General features: G+C 60.6%; 17 protein-coding genes. All 17 read right to left on the minus strand.

Annotated features, from left to right (window positions below):
- Nucleotides 1-15: 15 nt before the first annotated feature.
- The 17 genes from aroC to P8L30_12600 all read right to left on the minus strand — a co-directional run bounded on the left by aroC (nt 16) and on the right by P8L30_12600 (nt 17,363).
- Nucleotides 16-1,221 carry a chorismate synthase gene (gene aroC, locus P8L30_12520; GenBank protein ID MDG2241018.1) on the minus strand — a complete coding sequence of 402 codons (1,206 nt, stop codon included), beginning with the start codon at nt 1,219-1,221 and terminating at the stop codon, nt 16-18.
- Between the two features lie 179 nt (nt 1,222-1,400).
- Entirely contained in the window at nt 1,401-4,187 is a 2,787-nt protein-coding gene (locus P8L30_12525; GenBank protein MDG2241019.1) for a hypothetical protein, read from the minus strand.
- 25 nt (nt 4,188-4,212) lie between these two features.
- A complete protein-coding gene (locus tag P8L30_12530) occupies nt 4,213-5,940 on the minus strand; it encodes an AMIN domain-containing protein (GenBank protein MDG2241020.1) in 1,728 nt (575 codons plus the stop codon).
- Entirely contained in the window at nt 5,937-6,413 is a 477-nt protein-coding gene (locus tag P8L30_12535) for a hypothetical protein (protein MDG2241021.1), read from the minus strand. The genes P8L30_12530 and P8L30_12535 overlap by 4 nt, the downstream gene beginning before the upstream one ends.
- Before the next feature lie 2 nt (nt 6,414-6,415).
- The gene (gene pilO / locus P8L30_12540) at nt 6,416-7,027 is read right to left on the minus strand and encodes a type 4a pilus biogenesis protein PilO (protein MDG2241022.1); all 612 of its coding nucleotides are present in this window, start codon (nt 7,025-7,027) and stop codon (nt 6,416-6,418) included.
- Between the two features lie 2 nt (nt 7,028-7,029).
- Nucleotides 7,030-7,626 (minus strand): PilN domain-containing protein, encoded by a 597-nt coding sequence (locus tag P8L30_12545; GenBank protein MDG2241023.1) that lies wholly within the window; start codon nt 7,624-7,626, stop codon nt 7,030-7,032.
- Between the two features lie 117 nt (nt 7,627-7,743).
- Complete coding sequence (pilM, locus tag P8L30_12550; protein ID MDG2241024.1) at nt 7,744-8,778, minus strand: type IV pilus assembly protein PilM; 1,035 nt, start codon at nt 8,776-8,778, stop codon at nt 7,744-7,746.
- Nucleotides 8,779-8,921: 143 nt separating this feature from the next.
- A complete protein-coding gene (locus P8L30_12555; protein MDG2241025.1) occupies nt 8,922-9,083 on the minus strand; it encodes a prepilin-type N-terminal cleavage/methylation domain-containing protein in 162 nt (53 codons plus the stop codon).
- Nucleotides 9,084-9,270: 187 nt separating this feature from the next.
- Nucleotides 9,271-10,200, minus strand: a complete 930-nt coding sequence (locus P8L30_12560; GenBank protein ID MDG2241026.1) for a hypothetical protein — start codon at nt 10,198-10,200, stop codon at nt 9,271-9,273.
- 125 nt (nt 10,201-10,325) lie between these two features.
- Complete coding sequence (locus P8L30_12565; protein MDG2241027.1) at nt 10,326-11,051, minus strand: hypothetical protein; 726 nt, start codon at nt 11,049-11,051, stop codon at nt 10,326-10,328.
- Nucleotides 11,048-11,377, minus strand: coding sequence for a hypothetical protein (locus P8L30_12570; protein MDG2241028.1), 330 nt, complete (start codon nt 11,375-11,377; stop codon nt 11,048-11,050). Before P8L30_12570 ends, P8L30_12565 begins: the two co-directional genes overlap by 4 nt.
- Nucleotides 11,374-11,799 (minus strand): type II secretion system protein, encoded by a 426-nt coding sequence (locus P8L30_12575; GenBank protein ID MDG2241029.1) that lies wholly within the window; start codon nt 11,797-11,799, stop codon nt 11,374-11,376. Before P8L30_12575 ends, P8L30_12570 begins: the two co-directional genes overlap by 4 nt.
- A 53-nt stretch (nt 11,800-11,852) precedes the next feature.
- Entirely contained in the window at nt 11,853-12,095 is a 243-nt protein-coding gene (locus P8L30_12580) for a prepilin-type N-terminal cleavage/methylation domain-containing protein (protein ID MDG2241030.1), read from the minus strand.
- 143 nt (nt 12,096-12,238) lie between these two features.
- On the minus strand, nt 12,239-12,634 hold the full coding sequence (locus tag P8L30_12585) for a prepilin-type N-terminal cleavage/methylation domain-containing protein (GenBank protein MDG2241031.1): 396 nt from the start codon (nt 12,632-12,634) through the stop codon (nt 12,239-12,241).
- A gap of 220 nt (nt 12,635-12,854) precedes the next feature.
- Nucleotides 12,855-14,738, minus strand: a complete 1,884-nt coding sequence (locus P8L30_12590; GenBank protein MDG2241032.1) for a hypothetical protein — start codon at nt 14,736-14,738, stop codon at nt 12,855-12,857.
- Nucleotides 14,735-16,495, minus strand: coding sequence for a tetratricopeptide repeat protein (locus tag P8L30_12595; protein ID MDG2241033.1), 1,761 nt, complete (start codon nt 16,493-16,495; stop codon nt 14,735-14,737). Before P8L30_12595 ends, P8L30_12590 begins: the two co-directional genes overlap by 4 nt.
- Nucleotides 16,496-16,505: 10 nt before the next feature.
- Nucleotides 16,506-17,363, minus strand: coding sequence for a glycosyltransferase family 2 protein (locus P8L30_12600; protein MDG2241034.1), 858 nt, complete (start codon nt 17,361-17,363; stop codon nt 16,506-16,508).
- Nucleotides 17,364-17,465 lie beyond the last annotated feature (102 nt).

Here is a 17,465-nt window from a genome sequence, read left to right on the forward strand (position 1 = left end):
ACACCGTTGCGGATATCACCGCCCCTTGAAGCCACGCTCGGTCAAATGCGTGAGGTAGCCGTCCAGGTTCCTGCGAATCTCTCCGACCGAGTCACCACCGAACTTGTCCAGAAACGCATCCGCCAAAACCAATGCAACCATCGACTCCGCAACCACGCCCGCAGCCGGCACCGCGCATACGTCACTACGTTCGACCGCTGCATCGCCCACGGAGCCGTCCCGAAGATCGACACTTGGCAGTGGCTTCCGGAGCGTCGAGATGGGCTTCATCGCGCCCCGGACTAAGATAGGCTCGCCGGTGCTCACGCCGCCTTCCAACCCACCAGCGCGGTTCGACGCTCTGCCGATACGTCCCGCTCTGGGCTTGTCGTCGTTCCGGACGATGGCATCGTGGACCTCCGAACCAGGCCGTCGAGCCCCGGTGAAGCCCAGACCGATCTCTATGCCTTTGACGGCCTGCACAGACATCACCGCGCCCGCCAGTCGTCCGTCGAGCTTCGTGTCCCATGACACGTAGCTCCCCAACCCGACCGGAACACCCGTGGCAACGACTTCGAAGACGCCGCCCAGAGTGTCCCCACGCTCCTTAGCGTCGTCGATCTCCAGCATCATCCGCGATGCCGCGGCTTCGTCCAAACAGCGAACCGGGCTCAGATCTGCGGTCGCATTGAGGTCCTCCGGCAACTCCTGCAGTATCGCTTCCGTTGACCCGATGGAGAGGATATGGCTCCCAATGCGGATGCCAAACTCACCCAACAGCCGCTTGGCCACTGCACCGCACGCGACACGGGCCGCTGTCTCCCGCGCGCTCGCACGTTCCAGGATGTCGCGAACGTCACGACGGTCGTATTTGAACGCTCCGACGAGATCCGCATGTCCAGGCCGGGGAAGATAATGAGGGCGTAGCGCCTTCGGGTTCTCATCCTCCGCGGGTGCCTCGTGGGCCATAGCAGTGGTCCAATTTTCCCAATCCCGGTTCCAGATGATCATCGAGATGGGGGATCCTAGTGTCTCGCCCAGCCGGACGCCGCTGAGGAGGTCCGCGGTATCCGACTCGATCTTCATCCGCCTCCCTCGCCCATAGCCACCCTGGCGCCGGGAGAGTTCAGGATCGACATCGCGCTCCATCGACAACGGGAGACCCGCCGGCATACCCTCGAGGAGAGCGGTAAGGCCGCGGCCGTGGGATTCACCTGCCGTATGGAAGGATATTCGGTGCATGATCGGATCCTACGCCGTTCAAGAAGGAGCATACGGCCTCAGGGCCAGCTGACGGGCCTAGAGGAGCCCTACTATATAGATAGTGTCCCTGCGGCCACCAAGGGCCACTGGGTGGGACGCAAAGACGCCTCGGCCGGTCGAAACCCCGCCGAGGCGTCCACTTCTTGCGAGGCCCATGATTAGTTGCGAGTTGGGTGCTCTCTCAAGATGTCGCTCTTCCGCACGTTGATGACCACAACACCAGTGGCCTCCGTCGTACCATAGAGCTTCAGGACCACGCAGCGATCTTCGGTTCCACCGGCACCCCCATCTATAGGCCACGGATCGGCGAAGTTTCCATTCTGGAAGATCTCGATGGCCTCCCCGACCTTCACGTCATCCTGGTCGAGAACGTCCTGAGTCTTACACTGGAACGGATTGCCATCAGAGTCGATGTTGTCCCCCGCGAACGGAAGCGAGGCCCGCATCGGGCCATTGATGGCATCGCGGAGATAGATGCGTCCCGACCTGAAGAAGTGGAACGTATCGTAGATCTCGATCGTCGGAGCGCCCGTCGCATCGGACGTGCTCCCGAGGAAGGCCAAGTGCGTGTCCGGTCGGTACTCACCGCCCGAATTCGACAATGACAACGCATCCGCATGGAGCGGATGCAACGCAGCGCCGGCTCCGCCGCCCGGCAGATCCGCCTCGCCCTGTAGTCGCAGGTCCTCAGTGAAGAAGTAGGCACCTGAACCACGGCCCATCGCGAGCGTGCCGTCCTGATTCACACCTAGGCCAGAGATCCGATCGTCTTTGTTGATCTGAAGATCGGCTGTGAAAAGGCCGAAGCGCGTCGTGAACGTCCGCGCGTCATAAATGAGGATCCGGTTGCCGTCTGCGACACCGCCCTCACCAAACAATACGATTCGACCGTTCCCTGCTGCTGAGACAAAGGTCGTATCACCAAAGCCGATGTCGTCTGTCTTGAACGGATTCGACCAGAGCACCACGTCGGAGCCTTGGCCCTGCAGGGCGGTGACAGCAGCCGCGATGTCGGCATCCGGCACGTTTTCTGTGATCGTGGTTTGTGTCCCGATCACATGGTCCTGCATGTCAAACGTCGCGCTCTGACCCCACTGCGCCCAGTCCAGGTTTACGAGGCCGAAGGAATTCTCCTCAGCCGGTCCGGGGAACTGGAACGCGTGGACCACAACTTCGGGTAGCAGGCCCGGTCCCGGGATATATGCTCGACGGAGCGTACCTCGTTCGCTTCCCGTAGCCGTTGGCCAGGTCGAATAGTGGATCTGGCGCGCCTCGTCCATTGCAACGAACTGCGGCCGATCGCTGAACTCGTTGAGAGCCGTAACGGACCACTCATCGCCCTGGTCTGTCTCGACCAACTTCGCGTTGAAGATGAGCATGTCCGGGGTCAACAGGCGCCTGTTCGTATCCTCGAATTCACCTCCAACACCCGGGGTCCGTGGACCCAAGTAGACCATGCTGAGGTTCGTACCGCCGGAGTTGGACACGACCAACGTGTCTCCACAATTGGCGGTGATGTTCGCCGTATAACAGTTGTTTAGACCCAGACCCCACGGAGCCGCGCCGACCGCGACACTTGGCCGAAATTCCTCAGAATCCAAGTCGAATACCTCGATGCGGTCACGGTCGATGTTCGACAGGAGCATCGTGTGTCTGAAGGTGTCGACGACTGCGTCCATGATCCGACCACCTGACGGCAGCAGGACGGTTTCGCCCGCCACGATGGAGCGTACGAGGCGATCACCTGTGCGGCTGCCTGCGACAGTCGCAGCTCCATTGGTGTCACACGCGTAAGCGGCCAACGAGTCGGCGCCGACGCCGGTGGCGCAATTGCCGTCGGCGTCCCGCGCCCAACTGGTGATCTCGTATACCAACGTGTCCGGCAGCGCGAGTGAATCGAAGTTGAACACCCCGAAAGCGAAGCTGGTCGCAACGGTTCCAGTTCTTGCCGGTGTGAAGACGGCCGAGTCGGACCGGATTACGGTGTCCGCCCGTGTCTGAGAGATCGCCAACACCGTGTATCCGACCACGCTTACGCCGTTGCCTTGACTGTCGTCGCCACCGCTCACGGTGACGGATACGAAGTCCTCGGCCTCGAGCAAGACTCGCGCGGTCGCCACGTGTTTTACCCGCGGGGCGATCGTGTCCCCCACGCCTGCGGGAATCACTGTGAGCGTCAACGGTCCATCGCCAGCAGAGACGTCAAGATTGTTGCGCGCCGAGGCACGAATTTGAATCTCACCGGCCAATCCCGCAGGAACCGCGACTACGGTGTCGAGCGCGACAGTGTCCGCCGGCGGATTGATGTCCTTCACAATCGTCGCTTCGAAAGCACCGGTGACTTCCAAGCGGAGCTGCGTGATGCCCAACGGATCGGAAGCGATCACCCGGGCGCTGAGGTTCAACCCAGCCTGAATAGACTGTCCGTCTTCCACGTCGAGCAGGGCAACCTCTGGCCCTCCCAGGATAAGATCCACCGAATCGGTCGTGATGTTGCCGAACGTGTCGGTGGCCTCCACCAGGATCTTGACCGTCTCCTTCACACTGTCTGCAGTGGCCAGGATGTAACGGGTTAGAGTGGTGTCGACGACGTCGGGAAGCGTGACCGTCTTGTCTGTGAACCTTGGTACGACTTCATCCGTCCCGAGGCTCTTGTCGCCACGGTGGGACACACCCGAGAAGCGAACGGTCCGGATCCCGATGTCGTCAGTGACATGCACGGAGACGAACACCGAGTCGCCGATCGGCTTAGCCGACAGCGAATCGCCGCGTGGTGAGTTGATCTCAACCGTGGGTGGTTGAGTGTCGTCGTCCTGCGATCCCGTGGCACCAGTGCCAGGCACACTAAACAGATTCTCCCCATCACAGGCCGCAACAAACATGACGCCGAGCATTGCCGCTGAGGTCGCCAAAAGTCGCAGTCCGAACGTTCGATTCCGTCGCATGATGATCTCGCTCCCGATCAGCCGATCAGTTTGTGCCACGCACGATGTGCGGGGTAACGAGGATGATCAGATCACGCTGCAGTACTTGCTCGCGTGTCACACGGAATAACTTGCCCAGAATTGGCAGGTTCATGAGGATCGGAATGCCCTGTATGGACTCCGTCCGTTCACTCTGCACGAGCCCGGCGATGACCGCGGTCTCTCCATCCGCCACGAGCATGCGTGTGGTTCCCTTCTGTTGGCGGAAAATGAAACCGGCGTCCGACTCAGCGAGCTCGGCCGCGGACCGCTCCACATAGATGTCAAGACGGATCTTTCCACCACCGACCACATGAGGGGTCGCCCTCAGGATGATACCGGTCTCCTGCTGCTGCACCTGTGCAGTGGGGAACGTCGTCCCGGCACCACCTGCGCCAGCGTCGATGGTTCGAATCGGAGTCAGCTCACCGACCGAGAGCTCAGCTTCAACGTTGTCGAGGACGGTAACCTGCGGAGACGCTTCGATATCACTCAAATTTACGGACTGGAGCGCGTCGAGGAAGCTGACAAGTTGGTGACGGCCCACGACCATGGAGGTCAACATGCTCAATGTAGGGTTACCGACTCGAGCGGCCGCGTTTCCTAACGCCGCGATCGAGTTTCCGCCCAGGGAGACCACTGACGTCCCTTGCTCGACCGTCTCTTCCGGGAGGGACAGTACTCCGTCACCGTTCAGATCGGAGGCACCATCTGAGAGGGTATTGAGCTGGTTGCCCCGAGAATCCTTGAGCTCGTACGTGACACCCATTTCACGGAGGTCCGTCCGGTTCACAAAGATGATCTTCGCCGTAATGGACACCTGAGGTGTTTCGATGTCGATCTGCTGCAGCAGTGCCTGGATGGCCCGCTGAACACGATCGATATCCGAGACGACCAGGGTGTTCGTAGCCGCATTTTCTGTGATGCTGCCACGTTCTGTGAGCAGCGGAGTGATCATTTGCACCAGCTCGGCCGCGGTCGCGTACCGGATGCGGTGCGCCCGGGTCTCGATCTGACCGATCTGTTCACGCGCCTCCACGTCCGTCAGGTTTTCGACGCGAATCATTCCGTAAACGTCTTCTTCCCCGACGAGTCCGTTCGCGGACAGGATCACCTGGAGGGCCACGTCCCACGGCTGGTTGATGATCTCAGCAGTAACGAAGCCAAACACGTTCGCACCGGGGACGATGGACTTGCCAGAGAACGTCGCGAAATGCAGGAGGACGTTCTGTAGCGGCTCCTCCGTCCATCGCATGGAGATTCTCTCGGCCTGGCTCAGCTGCTGCGCCTGTGACCCCGTCGCCAGGGACAGTGACGTCGGATCGAATGCGCTCATGGCGGACGCGCCAGACGACCACGGCTCGAAGCCACGGACCTGCGGGTTTTGGAGCGTTATGCGAAGGCCGTCATCATCCGAGGTGATGTCGTACGCCATCTGCTCAGACAGCTCGAAGACGACGCGCACGACCTCAGCGGAGTATTGGCTTGCACGCACATTGCGGATGCCGCCCCGATTCACGCCAGTGAACTCGTCTCGAGGGAGAGCGTTTTCAGCGCCCATCAAATCCACCACCAAACGGTGGGGACCTTCCATGGTGAATGCCCGGTGTTGAACCGAGCCGTTTACCGCGATCAGGACGCTCGTCTGCTCCGCTACGGAGGTGATCGCCACTTCCGTGACGGGGCTTCCGGAAGCAAGGAGCGCGCCCGCCCAAAGGGCGAACATCGAGGTCATTGGTTGCCTCCAAGGAGGTTGAGGGGCCGTATAGTCTTGCGATCCAATATTCCGAATTCTTCGACGTCAACTACGACTTCATCCAAGGCGATGCTGATGACAGTGACGTTGCCTATGGTCTGCCCCACCTTCACCGCGTAGGAGTCATCCACCGTCGCGGTAAAGGTTCCATCCACGTTCGCTACGATGGCGCCCATATTGAAAATTGCGACGCTATTGCCCGGCGTCTCCGAGACAATGATCCCAGAGAGCCGCAGCTGTTCGTACCGAGGCCCGCCCGTATCCGATGCAAGCAACGGACGGAATGGGTTGATCCGTGTGAAGGTCGGATAACCAAAGATCTCGCGTTCAAAGACGAGTTCCGTTTCGACGGGCGGCGCGGGCGGAGGTGCTGCCTCGTCCTGAGCCAGGGCATTGGTCGGCGCCCCGAACATCACGCCAAGAAACGCAGCTACAGGGATCATTTTCTTCATTCTCAACCTCCGGGGACCACGGCCGGCGGCGGTGCCGCGGGCTGATCTGGGAGCACATACGTTTCGATTCGGAACGTGACGACGACAGGCGTAACCATTTCCGGATACCGATCTGCCTGGTCGTACACCTGTATATCCACCTCAACTGGCGTCACGATCCTCGAGAGGCTCCCGACGTTGGTCAGGAATCGGGCGACGTTGTGATAATCGCCGATCACTGCCATGTCGTACGACGTCTTGCTGTAGAATGCCCCAGTTTCAGCCGGCTCCGGAACCATCCGAATGGGCTCAACATCTGCCGCACGTGCCGCTCCCGAGATGTCGTTCACGAGCGATGCCACCTCTTCAGCCGCCGGAATCAACTCCTCCAACTTCTGAACGTGGCGCTCATAAATCGCATTCCGTTCTTCGAGTTCGCCGCCGCCTCTCGCAGCCTGAACCGAGGCTCTGCGATTCTGCCCTTCGAGAGACTCGACGTGTTCTTGCACGGCCGTGTTTTCAAGCACACGTGGACTAAGCATGTACATGCGAAACGGCACGATCGCGATAAGAAAGGCGATTCCGCCAAGCATGAGGTTCCGCTGCTTCGGATCTGAGGGATTGTACCAAGCCATGGTCAATTCCCCGCTGAGGAATCGGGAACCGCCACCTGAGTCACAACACCTTCCGCGAACAATGGAATGGTCTCGAGTTCCTCGAGCGGAGGAGGCTCATATGTCGCGGTCAGCTCGAATAGGTAGACTAGGTCGTCCGGGCTGTCGTCAGACACGGTTTGCTCCATCCGCTCGGGGTCGACCCGCCGTAGGAAGCGAGAAGCCTCGAGGTTGTCCATGTATGTCGTGATCGCCTCTAGGCTTCCTGCACGTCCTTCGATGCGCACCTGGAGTGGGTTATCCCCCATGTACATGACACTGCGGAGCCATGTGTAATCCGGCACAGCTCTCGCGATTTCATCCATGACATGGGGCCACACGTATCGGCCCGCGTCGATCTCTTGGATGATTGCAACGCGCTGCGCGATGGAGTCGCGCCGAGCCATGAGTTCGTTCGTTCGTAGGATGAGGTCAGCGAAACGCACAGAGTCCTGTACTGCGGAGTCGAGCTGAACTTGCAGTTCCTCTGCATCGGACCTGACGCCCAAAAAGGCCCAGGCCATGTACCCGATGGCTACAATTCCGGCAGCCACAGTGAAGGCCTGGTAAGGGTCGGGCATACCTGCCCCACCCCCACCGCCGAATTTTGGCAGCGAAAATGAGAAAGACCGGGAACGCCCTTTCTTTCTGCCTGGCAGCAGGTTGACTTGGATCACGGGTCAGTCCGTCCTCAAAGTCTAGACGCGCAGAGCCAACCCGAGCGACAACAGCAGCATCGGGGCAGCTTCTTCGATTGAAATCCCACCCGCCGCGCCGGGCCGTACTGGCACGCGCTCGAACGGGTTCACTAATTCGGTCTCGACGTTCATCCGGGTGGCCAGCGCTTCCACCATTCCAGGGATCCGCGCACCACCACCGCTCAAGAAGATTCGGCCGATCGACTCGCCATCCTCGCGGGCCATCAGGAAAGCACTGGCACGTTCGATCCCGACGGCCACTTCGTCCGCGGAGGCCTCAACAAACTGCTCAAGGTTCTCCACCGTCTCGCGGGCCTGGACCACGTCTTCGGCCTGCTCAGCGGTAAGGCCCCGCTCCCTCTGAAGGTCCTCGCGGATCCGGCGCGAACCGAAGGGAATATCTCGGGTGAGAATCGGCACACCGTTCTCAAGGATGTTCACGTTGGTCGTTTCATGACCCACGTTCACGAGGGCGATGATGCCGTCCTGCGAATCCGGGTAGTTGTGCTCAAACGCGTTATGGAGCGCGAATGCGTCGACATCAATAATGATTGGATTGACCCCCGCGTCCTGGAGGAGGCCAACCTTGTTGTCTACCAGTTCCCGTTTCGCTGCAACGAGGAGGACCTCCATTTGGAGGCCGTCGTCATGCGGGTTCAAGATCTGGAAGTCCAACTCCACACTCTTGATGTCAAACGGCACGTGCTGTTCCGCCTCCCACCTGATCACCACACGAGCATCGGACTCTTTCATCCGATCCATCTCGATCTTTTTGATGATCACATCGTGACCGCCGACGGCAGTCACGACCTGAGCCCCTTTTAGGCCGATCTCATGGAAGAGCCCCATCACGGCATCAGAGACCAGGCCATAGTCCATGATCTCGCCTTCGACGATCGCGTCCGGAAGCAGTGGACGCATCGCGACCCGGGTCACCTCCGGCTGATCACCGGAGTGATCAACCTCGACGACCTTCACAAAGCCTGAACCGATGTCCAGGCCGATGGAAAATTTATTTCGTCCGAAGAGGGCCATATGGTGCCGTCACCGGGGGAATGGGAAACAAATTTTCCCAATTATGCTCAATCAGGTTACCACAAAAAGTTGAGTCTTGTCAATAACAATGTGCATACAGTCAAATCAAAATTTGAGTAAACATTTGGCGAAAAAACAGTAGTTTATAAAAAGCCGACGGGATGAGACTCGTCACGAGCGCCACGCACGGAATAACCGCCCATCGCGGACGCGAAGCTGGAAAAGGCCATAGTCGTCAGGATACTCCTGATGAGGATGGCCACTACCAACTCAATCAAGGTGAAGCCCGCTCTTTTGTGACTCATGGTCCAATTCTCGGACCGAGTGCTTCTCTACAACGGTCTTCAACCAAGATCCGTGCCAGAGACGACCTCAAGATTCACGCGAATTCCCCCACGTGCAAAGGAATGTTCTGCGCACTATGTACCCACCGGAGGTGACGAATGTCGATCGAACGCAGATGAACGTGCAAGTTTGGGGGCAGTGTATCGGTCAGTACTGGCCTAACCGAGTGGCTCCAACGAGGGGAAGAAACACTCCGAGGGCACCGGAGGCCGCATTAAGGGATGCCGCCGCCACGCAGATCGACCCGACGATGTGCGCCGACGGATCTACCCTGACCCCCTCTCCCGCAAACGCCATTCCGCGGAAGTAAGCACCATTCGTCAGTCGAAGCCTCCCCGTGACGAGGAGCATACCGACAATGCTGGAGCCGTCACGCAAAGTCAGGTCGCCGTGGATGATGATCAGACCGCGGCCTTCACCTCCTACAATGTCCACATCACCTGTGGACGACCGCACGACGTGGACCAATCCGCACGGCGTATCGACGGGGTCCGCCCCTCCCCAGTTCCAGGTCGCCTCCCCGCAGGAACCCAAGGAATCGAGCGGCGCGGGCGTCCCGCTGCGGCCGAGGGTAGGCGGGACCAGCCGATGGATATCGTCCATCGTGATCGCCCCCAATCCAATCGAGCCCGCCACATTACTCGGCTCCACCCCCTTCGGTGACCCCGCCACGAACGCCGAGTCGAGTGCCGATTCCATAGACGGACATTCGGCATCGGTCCAAAGAGCCTCGGTCTCGACGCGGGCAGCCCCTGAGCGGGACACGCCAGTTGGGACGGTCACCGCGCCCGTGAGACGAGTAAGCCTCGCGATAGGGTCAAACCGCCAAAACACAGCTGCCTCACTTGCCTGCCGCCCCTCCGACGCCTGAGCCTCGGCTTGGACAAACCATGATTCTCGTGAGAGGCGCGATACCCCGACACGCAGAGTGGCTGTCGGCACAGGCTCAATGTCGACCACTACCGACTCGCCGACTCGCACGCGGCCCGGGAGGCCAAGAAGAGCCCCTGGGAGCTGAACTAGTGCTCCCTCTGCAGCCTGCTGAGCCGCGGCCAGATCGTTCGCGATTCGGGACATCCTGAACTCGGCGGTAGCCACAAGAAGCGCACTATGAGCTAGTGCAGTGAGAGCCAACAGCAGTAGGAGTAAGAGCGGCAAGACAAATCCATCGCTCACACGCTTGAGATGTGGAGTGACCCCAATCATCGGATCTGCCGCGCGAGGCTCACCCAACGGGTCCAGTCGCCCCCGCCCTGCGACTTCATGACGATGCTCACCCCCAACCCGGCTCCACCAGTCCGGATCCCACTTTCCGGCGTAGACAGCGCGTTGCTCGTGAGCGGTTGTCGTCCACCTCGTCCGCGACGATAGCGCAGGGCTCCATCTGCGATGTGATAACTCCCCGACTCGAACAGACGGACCGCAACGAGCCCCGAATCCAAGACGCCCTCAACCGCCCACTGCTGAGCGGACCACCCCGACGGGCTAACTCCTAAACGCCACGAACAACTCGCACCGGGCCCCCAACGTTCGAGTGCCCTGACGTCCGTCTCTCCACTCTCGTAGACAAGCAGCACCGAGTCTTTTTCGGGATCAGGGTCCCGCCCTCCCCTGTATGTCACATCGAGCCGACCCGTTGTGATCAGACATGGAAACGCGACACCCCGGTATGCTCGGAGCACGATCGAATCCGCATCATGGACCATCCAATCCTCTCCCGGATGGCCTTTCGACAGCTCCGCCCTAAGAACCCATCGAACAATCCTGACGGTCTTCAATGCATCGGCGCGCTCAAGTAGGCCTTGGTGCAGCGTGTGCCCTCGGGCCAGGGCACCCAAAGACATCTGAACGAGGAGGAGCCCCAACACCAACGTCACGATCGCCTCAATAAGCGTCCCACCTCTCATCTCCTTGGTGTGCCCGATCATCCTGTCACCAATCTCCGGGTCACGATGTAGCTAATTGTGTCGCCCAAATGAGAAATCACTGCCACGCTGACCCGCCCATCCTCGGTGACATCCAACTGCAACTGCCCGAGGTCGAGCACGCGTGTCTCGGCCCCAGCGCTAGGAAAGCCTCCGATTGAGTCGAGAACATCAAGGGTCGCAGATGTCGCATCCTCGACTTCGATCGCTCGCCGAAGCTCCTTCGTCGCAACGACGAACATCGTTGCGACCCCAAGAAAGCCGACCTCAAAGATCAGAACACCGACGACGACCTCGACGAGCGTAAAGCCACGCTTCACCAGCGTCATTCGCGGCGGACCCTTCCAAAACTTGAGATCACCACTCGGAGCTGTGCGCTCCCACTTTCGAGGATGACCGTTCGACTCGCGAGCCGTCCCAGGCCGAGGGCGTCAAAGACGATTCGCGCTGCAGGTCGGCCGCCCCCCAGTCGCATGGTCGCGCCAAACGATCGCGCCAGGTCGACCTCGTTGACGATGGAGTCCCCGTGGACGATCCGCACCCATTGGGGAGACTCAAGGTGGACCGAAGCCCCACCCTGACCAACGCCCATCGACCGGGCTGTGGCGATTGAGGCGATCACCGACTCTCTTGCCGCGGCTGCGGAGGCATTGTCCCGATATCGACGGGCTGCGGGGGCCAATGCAGAGCCGCTCATTGCGAGCAGCGCCAAGACGATGGCCAACTCGATTAGCGTATGTCCCTTGGTCATGCCACGAAAATTGTTCGCCCCAGCGGGGCGACGGCATGGCTCTGCGGGACGTCTTAGTCGATCCCGGAGTCCGTGAACGACAGAAGCGATGTCGTGGTCGTGTAGGCGTACTCGTCCGCGCAGTAGATCTCCTGCCGCGAAGCCAGGTTCTTGATATCAGACTTCATGGCGGCGAAGTACGCCTTCTCGCGAGTCCCAGAGAACTTGGGAATGGCGATCGCCGCCAAGAGCCCGATGATCACCACTACCATCAGCGACTCGATCAGTGTAAAACCGTCCCGCGCTGTGCGATCCATAGAAAGCCACCCTGGAGGCTGCTCGGGGAGCGATCGGCGCGAACATCCCACCAGTGAAGCGACCCGGGCCATGCGGCCCGGGTCGTTCACTAGCAGCTACTCTGTCACACCCTCCTGGAAGGATGCAATCTGCATCAGCGAACTTAGCTGGTGCAGGCAACCTCACCCGGCGCAGTAGCCGTGGTGCTGCCGACGGTCGGCGTAGCAGCCGTTCCGTAGTAGATCACGCAGCCTTCAGCGGTGCCAAGGGCGGCGTGAACCGCACTAGCCGACCAGCCCGAGCTCGTAGCGGCGGACGCGACCGTCACACCGTCGGAGTTGGTGAACGACAGAAGCGTCGTCGTGGTCGTGTAAGAGTACTCGTCCGCGTAGTAGATCTCCTGCTGCGAAGCCAGGTTCTTGATATCGGACTTCATGGCGGCGAAGTACGCCTTCTCGCGAGTCGCGGAGAACTTCGGAATGGCGATGGCCGCCAGGATCCCGATGATCACAACTACGATCAGGAGCTCGATGAGGGTAAAACCCTTGTTGTCTCGCATGAGCGGGGACTCCAGGTGGTGGGTAGAACAGGGAACTGCGTTGTGCAACAAGGAAGCAAGGGAGGGTCCAACAACGGAGCGAGCACCGTATATCACACCACCATAACGAGTTACGCAGCCACCCTGTGCGTCTCGCAACCCTGTTAAGGCCGATATTGGTGGGGGATTCTGCACGATGCGGGCGAAATACCCCTCTTCTGCGGCAATGCGCGATGTCGTATTAGTTGGCTACGAGCGAGTCCACCGCGGCCCTACCGAATACGGCCACTTTGACTGAATCGACGTGGACGCGAGCGCGGCCTGACAGTTCAGCCGCCAACGCCGCGTCCAGGGCGGTACGAGCCGAAACGCTGTCACCCTCGGCCAGCCCGAGATACGCCATCGTGAGCCACTGTTGCCAGTAATTGCCCATTCCCTGGGCCTGGAGGGCGCTCTCTCGTGCGGAGGCAGCCTCGGCAAACCTGCCGCGCGCGGCCAAGGACCATGAGATGATATGCGGCCGAAGCGGGTCTCGATCGTCGATCATCAAGGACAGCCGACTGAATCGCTCCGCCAACTCCGGCTCATTCCACTCCGAGTAGATCTCTGCGAGAAGAGCTGGTGCCACGGCGAAGCCGGGCTCCCGGCGCCAGGCGTGCCGCAGGAGGCCCTCGGCACCCTCCAACATCTCATGCCGAATCAACGTCTGCGCCACATCAGTCGTGATTTGGTAGTGGGCATCCAGGAGATCGACGGCGATCCGGTACGACTGGAGAGCCTGCTTGGTGAGCCCCCTGTCCATAAACGCATCCCCGAGCACCCATTGGGACCGGCCGGAATGGGGGAAGTCCGCGACGAGCGCGTTCAACATGGCCGGGTTGTCTTTCCAGGTCGGGTTCCGCTCCCAGGTTCGAGCCGAGCCCAAAAGAACAACCAACCCCACCGTGACGAGAGCCACCTTCGGCCTAGCGACGTAGAACCGGGCGAACAACCACCCCGTAGCCGCCGCCAATCCCACAGACGGCAAGTACAGCGTCCGCTCGGCGAGCAACACGCCGGCCACAAAAAACACGTTCGCTACTGGGGAAAGCGTAAGCATGAACCATACGACCCCAAATCCAGCGGCCCGAGGCGAATTCAATCCGGATCTCATGGGGGCTCGGCGCCATGCGATCAACGCAGCCGCTAGAAGCGCCAACGCTAGAGCCGCCCCAACTGAATTGGCCAGCTTCCAACCGATCGAGATCGGAATCACACCAGGTGCGTAGTCTGACGAGAGATCGAGCGGCAGCACCCAGAGGCGGACGTAGTTCCCCCACACCTCGGAAATCGTCCAGATTCGCGGGACCTCGAGCAGCAGGTCCGCGCCGAGCGGCCCCAGCGGGTTGGCGATCGTCCCCAAAATCCCCAGTCTCGGGATCAGCATTAGGGCCGCCCCAATGATGAGCGCCGCGTAAACGCGCCATCGCTCACGCAGGTAGCGGAGAAGGTCCGCAAACGTCAGGCGCCCGCGGGACGCATCGAGCAGGAAGATGATGGCTGGGAGGGTCGCGGCTCCTTCCTTGGCTCCAAAGGCAACTGCGTACAACAGCCCGATCAGTACCGCGTCACGCCATCTGCTCTCAGGCGGCCCTCTCACATGGACAAGGCACGCCATGAGAAACAGGCCCGTAGAGACGAGTTCCGACAGTCCCACCAGGTTGGCGACCGCCTCTACGTGGACGGGGTGAATGGCGAAGACGAGCGCCCCGAAGAACGCGGCGCGCATCGACATCAACTCCCAAAGCAACAGAAGGACCAACGATGTCACGGCAACGTGCGCGAGCACGTTCACTAGATGGAAGAGCCACGGGGCCCCTCTAGAGACGATCCACTGGACCCCGAAGAGGGCCTGGGTGGTGGGCCTCCAGAGGCCGTTCTCCCGTCCATAAACGCCGGGCCAGTAGGGCGCAAAGATCGCAGACGGCAACGTTTCTATCGACTGGATCGCGCTGTTGTTGGCGATGATATGGTGGTCATCGTACGCGAACCGGTTGGGAACGGCGTTCGCGTAGACGAGTCCGGCCACGATGGCCACGGCCAACACGACCCTCTTCCGATTACGGAGGAACGCGTCCAGCCTCACGGACGACTCGTCGCATGAGCACGCGCCGCTTCCGCGGAGACGGTGTCCCCCGCTAGCTCGAGGAGATCCCCGAGCCGCGTCCAGTCCGAGACCGAAGTGGAATCCTGCCCGAGGGCTGCCCGTCGCGCTCGGACGGCAGCGTCCAGATCACCCTTGGCCACATAGGACTCGGAGACCAGGGCCCACAACCCTCGGTGGCTACCAACCCTCGCGAGGCCCGCCAGCGCGACAGCGTGAGCGGACCGCCCGTCTCCATCAAGAAGTTTTTGCTCGGACAGGCGTTCATAGGCCACTGAATAATCCGGCAGAAGTTGGATCGCGCGCGCCAGGAGTTCCTCCGCTCCTTCGTGATCTCCGATTCGATGTTTGAAGCCCGCCACTTCAACCAGGAGTTGATAGTTGTTCGGGGCAACCTCAAGAGCGATATCGTAGACGTCTCCAGCTTCGGCAAGGGCTCCGACTCGCTCGAGACCACCCCCGCGAGCGCGCAGAGCGAGCCAAGACTCGGGATGATCGGCTGCGAGGGTGCTCACGACGGAGTACGTGTCCATCCAGGCGGGGTTCCGCGTGACAGTGCGCACAAACATCCCTACAACGAAAACCGCGAACAGTCCGAGCAGGACTCTCCGGCGCGCCATTGGGATCTCACCCGCGAGGTGATGCACCATTCCTGCTATTCCCAAGGCGAGCCCGACAGACGGGAGGTAGAGCGTCCGTTCTGCCAAGACGATGTCCGCCCGGACCACGAGGTTCGAGACCGGAAGGATGGTCACGAAGAACCACAGAGCTCCGAGCGAAACGGTCGGGGCCCGTCGCCGAAGGAGCCAGGCGCCACCCAGGAGAGCGACGATCAGTACCGCGCCTGAAATCGCCTCGAGGGTCAGACTATGGGTGGGCAGAATCACGCCCGGTCCGTAGTCGGCGCTCAGGTCCAGGGGGAAGAACATCAGCCTGAGATAGTGCGGCCAGACCGTCAATGCGGTGAGCAGACGCTCCGGCACAGACAGGCCTAGCAGTGCGGGAGATGCACTCTCCCCCGTGAACGTGCCTAGGACCTCCCCCCGAACGATCACGTATAGGGCCATGACCGCGACCAAACCCACGATCGTCAGTGCTTCTTCACGAAACCGTTGTCTCAATCCGGCATCGCTATGTCGAAACAGCTTGAGGGCGATTAGGGCAGTTGGTAGGGTGATTGTGATTTTTTTGGACCCCATCGCGAATAGGGAAAGCGCCGCCAGAGCGAGCAATCGAAGGCCCCGCCTGAGCCCACCTGCGGGCCTCCAGTTCAGGTATACGAGGCAGGCACCCAAATAGCCCAGAGCGGCATACAGTTCAGCCCGCCCCATAACATTCGCGACCGCCTCCACATGCACGGGGTGAACCGCGAAGACCAGGGAGGCCAGGAAGGCAGGGAGCAACGGGACGAAGCGCAGCAGCAACGCCAATACCAAAAGACTAATGAGCCCCTGAGCTAAGACGCTGACCACGTGGAAGCCGAGTTCATCCCCTCCAAAGACAGCCCACTCCACGGCGAAGCTCGTGAGTACAACAGGCCGATAGTTACCCACACCCTGGGGAGCATCAGGCCAGGCAGGTTCAAGAAAGGCATCGGCAATAAGAGCCTCGGTAACCACAGGGTTCCCAACAATGAACCAGTTGTCATCGTACGCGAACCCGTTGCCCAACGAGGTCAGATAGGCCGCGACCGCGACAAGGAAGAGAAGCGTCCGCGCTCGAGGCAGAGATGTCGACACGGTGGGCGCGCTAGTCGCTTCGGTTAACCGGCACTCCGCCGCCATCTCCGATCGCCGGCGGGGTTCCGCTCGTCACACGCTCGGGGGCATCCCATGGGTCCACAGCAGGCGCACGCCATGTCGGGACACGTGGGGGTGCGAGGTTGTACTTGAGAATGCTCCAGAGTGCCGACACACCGTCTTTCCAGCCGATCTTCTTGCCCTCGGCGTACGACCGTCCGTTGTAACTGATCGGGAGTTCGTAGATACGGGCTCCCGCTTGGGCCAGCCTAGCTGTCAATTCGGGTTCGATTCCGAACCGTTGCGCGGACAGAGGAAGTGACTGGAGCAGCTCCGTCCTGACCATTTTGTAGCATGTCTCCATGTCGGTCAGGTTCAGGTCCGTGAACATGTTGGACAGGAGCGTCAAAAAACGATTCCCGATCGAGTGCCAAAAGAAGAGCACCCGATGTGGCCCGCCGAGGAAGCGCGATCCGTACACCGCGTCCGCCTTGCCCCTGAGAATCGGCTCAAGGAGGATGGGTAACTCGTGGGGATCGTACTCCAGGTCAGCATCCTGGACGACGACCACGTCACCGCGAGCCCTCCCGAACCCCGTACGGAGGGCACTTCCCTTTCCTCCGTTTTTCTCATGGAACACGAGCTGATCGATCAGCTTGTCGTCGAGTTTCCGAAGTAGGTCCCGAGTGCCGTCGGTCGACCCGTCATCGACGACGATCACTTCCAACGCCAGCGGGACCTCACGCACACGCCGCAGCAAGCTCTCCACCGTCGAGACTTCGTTGTAACACGGAATCACCACCGACAGGGTCACGCGGTCCCAGGGCAGCTTCTCCTGAGGCACTCTAGGGATGTCGATTCCGCTCATGACGATTCACGATCGTTGGATGGATATCTGTATTCAATGAGACGCCAACCTACTCCACCAGCTCCTAAGGGAAGGAACCACGGGCGAAAGCGCACACCAAGT

It is taken from the genome of Longimicrobiales bacterium (assembly GCA_029245345.1).
Lineage (GTDB): Bacteria > Gemmatimonadota > Gemmatimonadetes > Longimicrobiales > Gaopeijiaceae > CALFPJ01.

Excerpts from the sequence above, each read along its gene's own strand:
- P8L30_12545 (MDG2241023.1), bottom strand. The coding sequence starts at position 7,626 with ATGCCCGACCCTTACCAGGCCTTCACTGTGGCTGCCGGAATTGTAGCC.
- P8L30_12600 (MDG2241034.1), bottom strand. The coding sequence starts at position 17,363 with ATGAGCGGAATCGACATCCCTAGAGTGCCTCAGGAGAAGCTGCCCTGG.
- P8L30_12535 (MDG2241021.1), bottom strand. The coding sequence starts at position 6,413 with ATGAAGAAAATGATCCCTGTAGCTGCGTTTCTTGGCGTGATGTTCGGG.
- pilM (MDG2241024.1), bottom strand. The coding sequence starts at position 8,778 with ATGGCCCTCTTCGGACGAAATAAATTTTCCATCGGCCTGGACATCGGT.
- P8L30_12575 (MDG2241029.1), bottom strand. The coding sequence starts at position 11,799 with ATGACCAAGGGACATACGCTAATCGAGTTGGCCATCGTCTTGGCGCTG.
- P8L30_12565 (MDG2241027.1), bottom strand. The coding sequence starts at position 11,051 with ATGATCGGGCACACCAAGGAGATGAGAGGTGGGACGCTTATTGAGGCG.
- P8L30_12525 (MDG2241019.1), bottom strand. The coding sequence starts at position 4,187 with ATGCGACGGAATCGAACGTTCGGACTGCGACTTTTGGCGACCTCAGCG.
- aroC (MDG2241018.1), bottom strand. The coding sequence starts at position 1,221 with ATGCACCGAATATCCTTCCATACGGCAGGTGAATCCCACGGCCGCGGC.
- P8L30_12585 (MDG2241031.1), bottom strand. The coding sequence starts at position 12,634 with ATGCGAGACAACAAGGGTTTTACCCTCATCGAGCTCCTGATCGTAGTT.
- P8L30_12530 (MDG2241020.1), bottom strand. The coding sequence starts at position 5,940 with ATGACCTCGATGTTCGCCCTTTGGGCGGGCGCGCTCCTTGCTTCCGGA.
- P8L30_12570 (MDG2241028.1), bottom strand. The coding sequence starts at position 11,377 with ATGACGCTGGTGAAGCGTGGCTTTACGCTCGTCGAGGTCGTCGTCGGT.
- P8L30_12555 (MDG2241025.1), bottom strand. The coding sequence starts at position 9,083 with ATGAGTCACAAAAGAGCGGGCTTCACCTTGATTGAGTTGGTAGTGGCC.
- P8L30_12580 (MDG2241030.1), bottom strand. The coding sequence starts at position 12,095 with ATGGATCGCACAGCGCGGGACGGTTTTACACTGATCGAGTCGCTGATG.
- P8L30_12560 (MDG2241026.1), bottom strand. The coding sequence starts at position 10,200 with ATGTCCCGAATCGCGAACGATCTGGCCGCGGCTCAGCAGGCTGCAGAG.
- pilO (MDG2241022.1), bottom strand. The coding sequence starts at position 7,027 with ATGGCTTGGTACAATCCCTCAGATCCGAAGCAGCGGAACCTCATGCTT.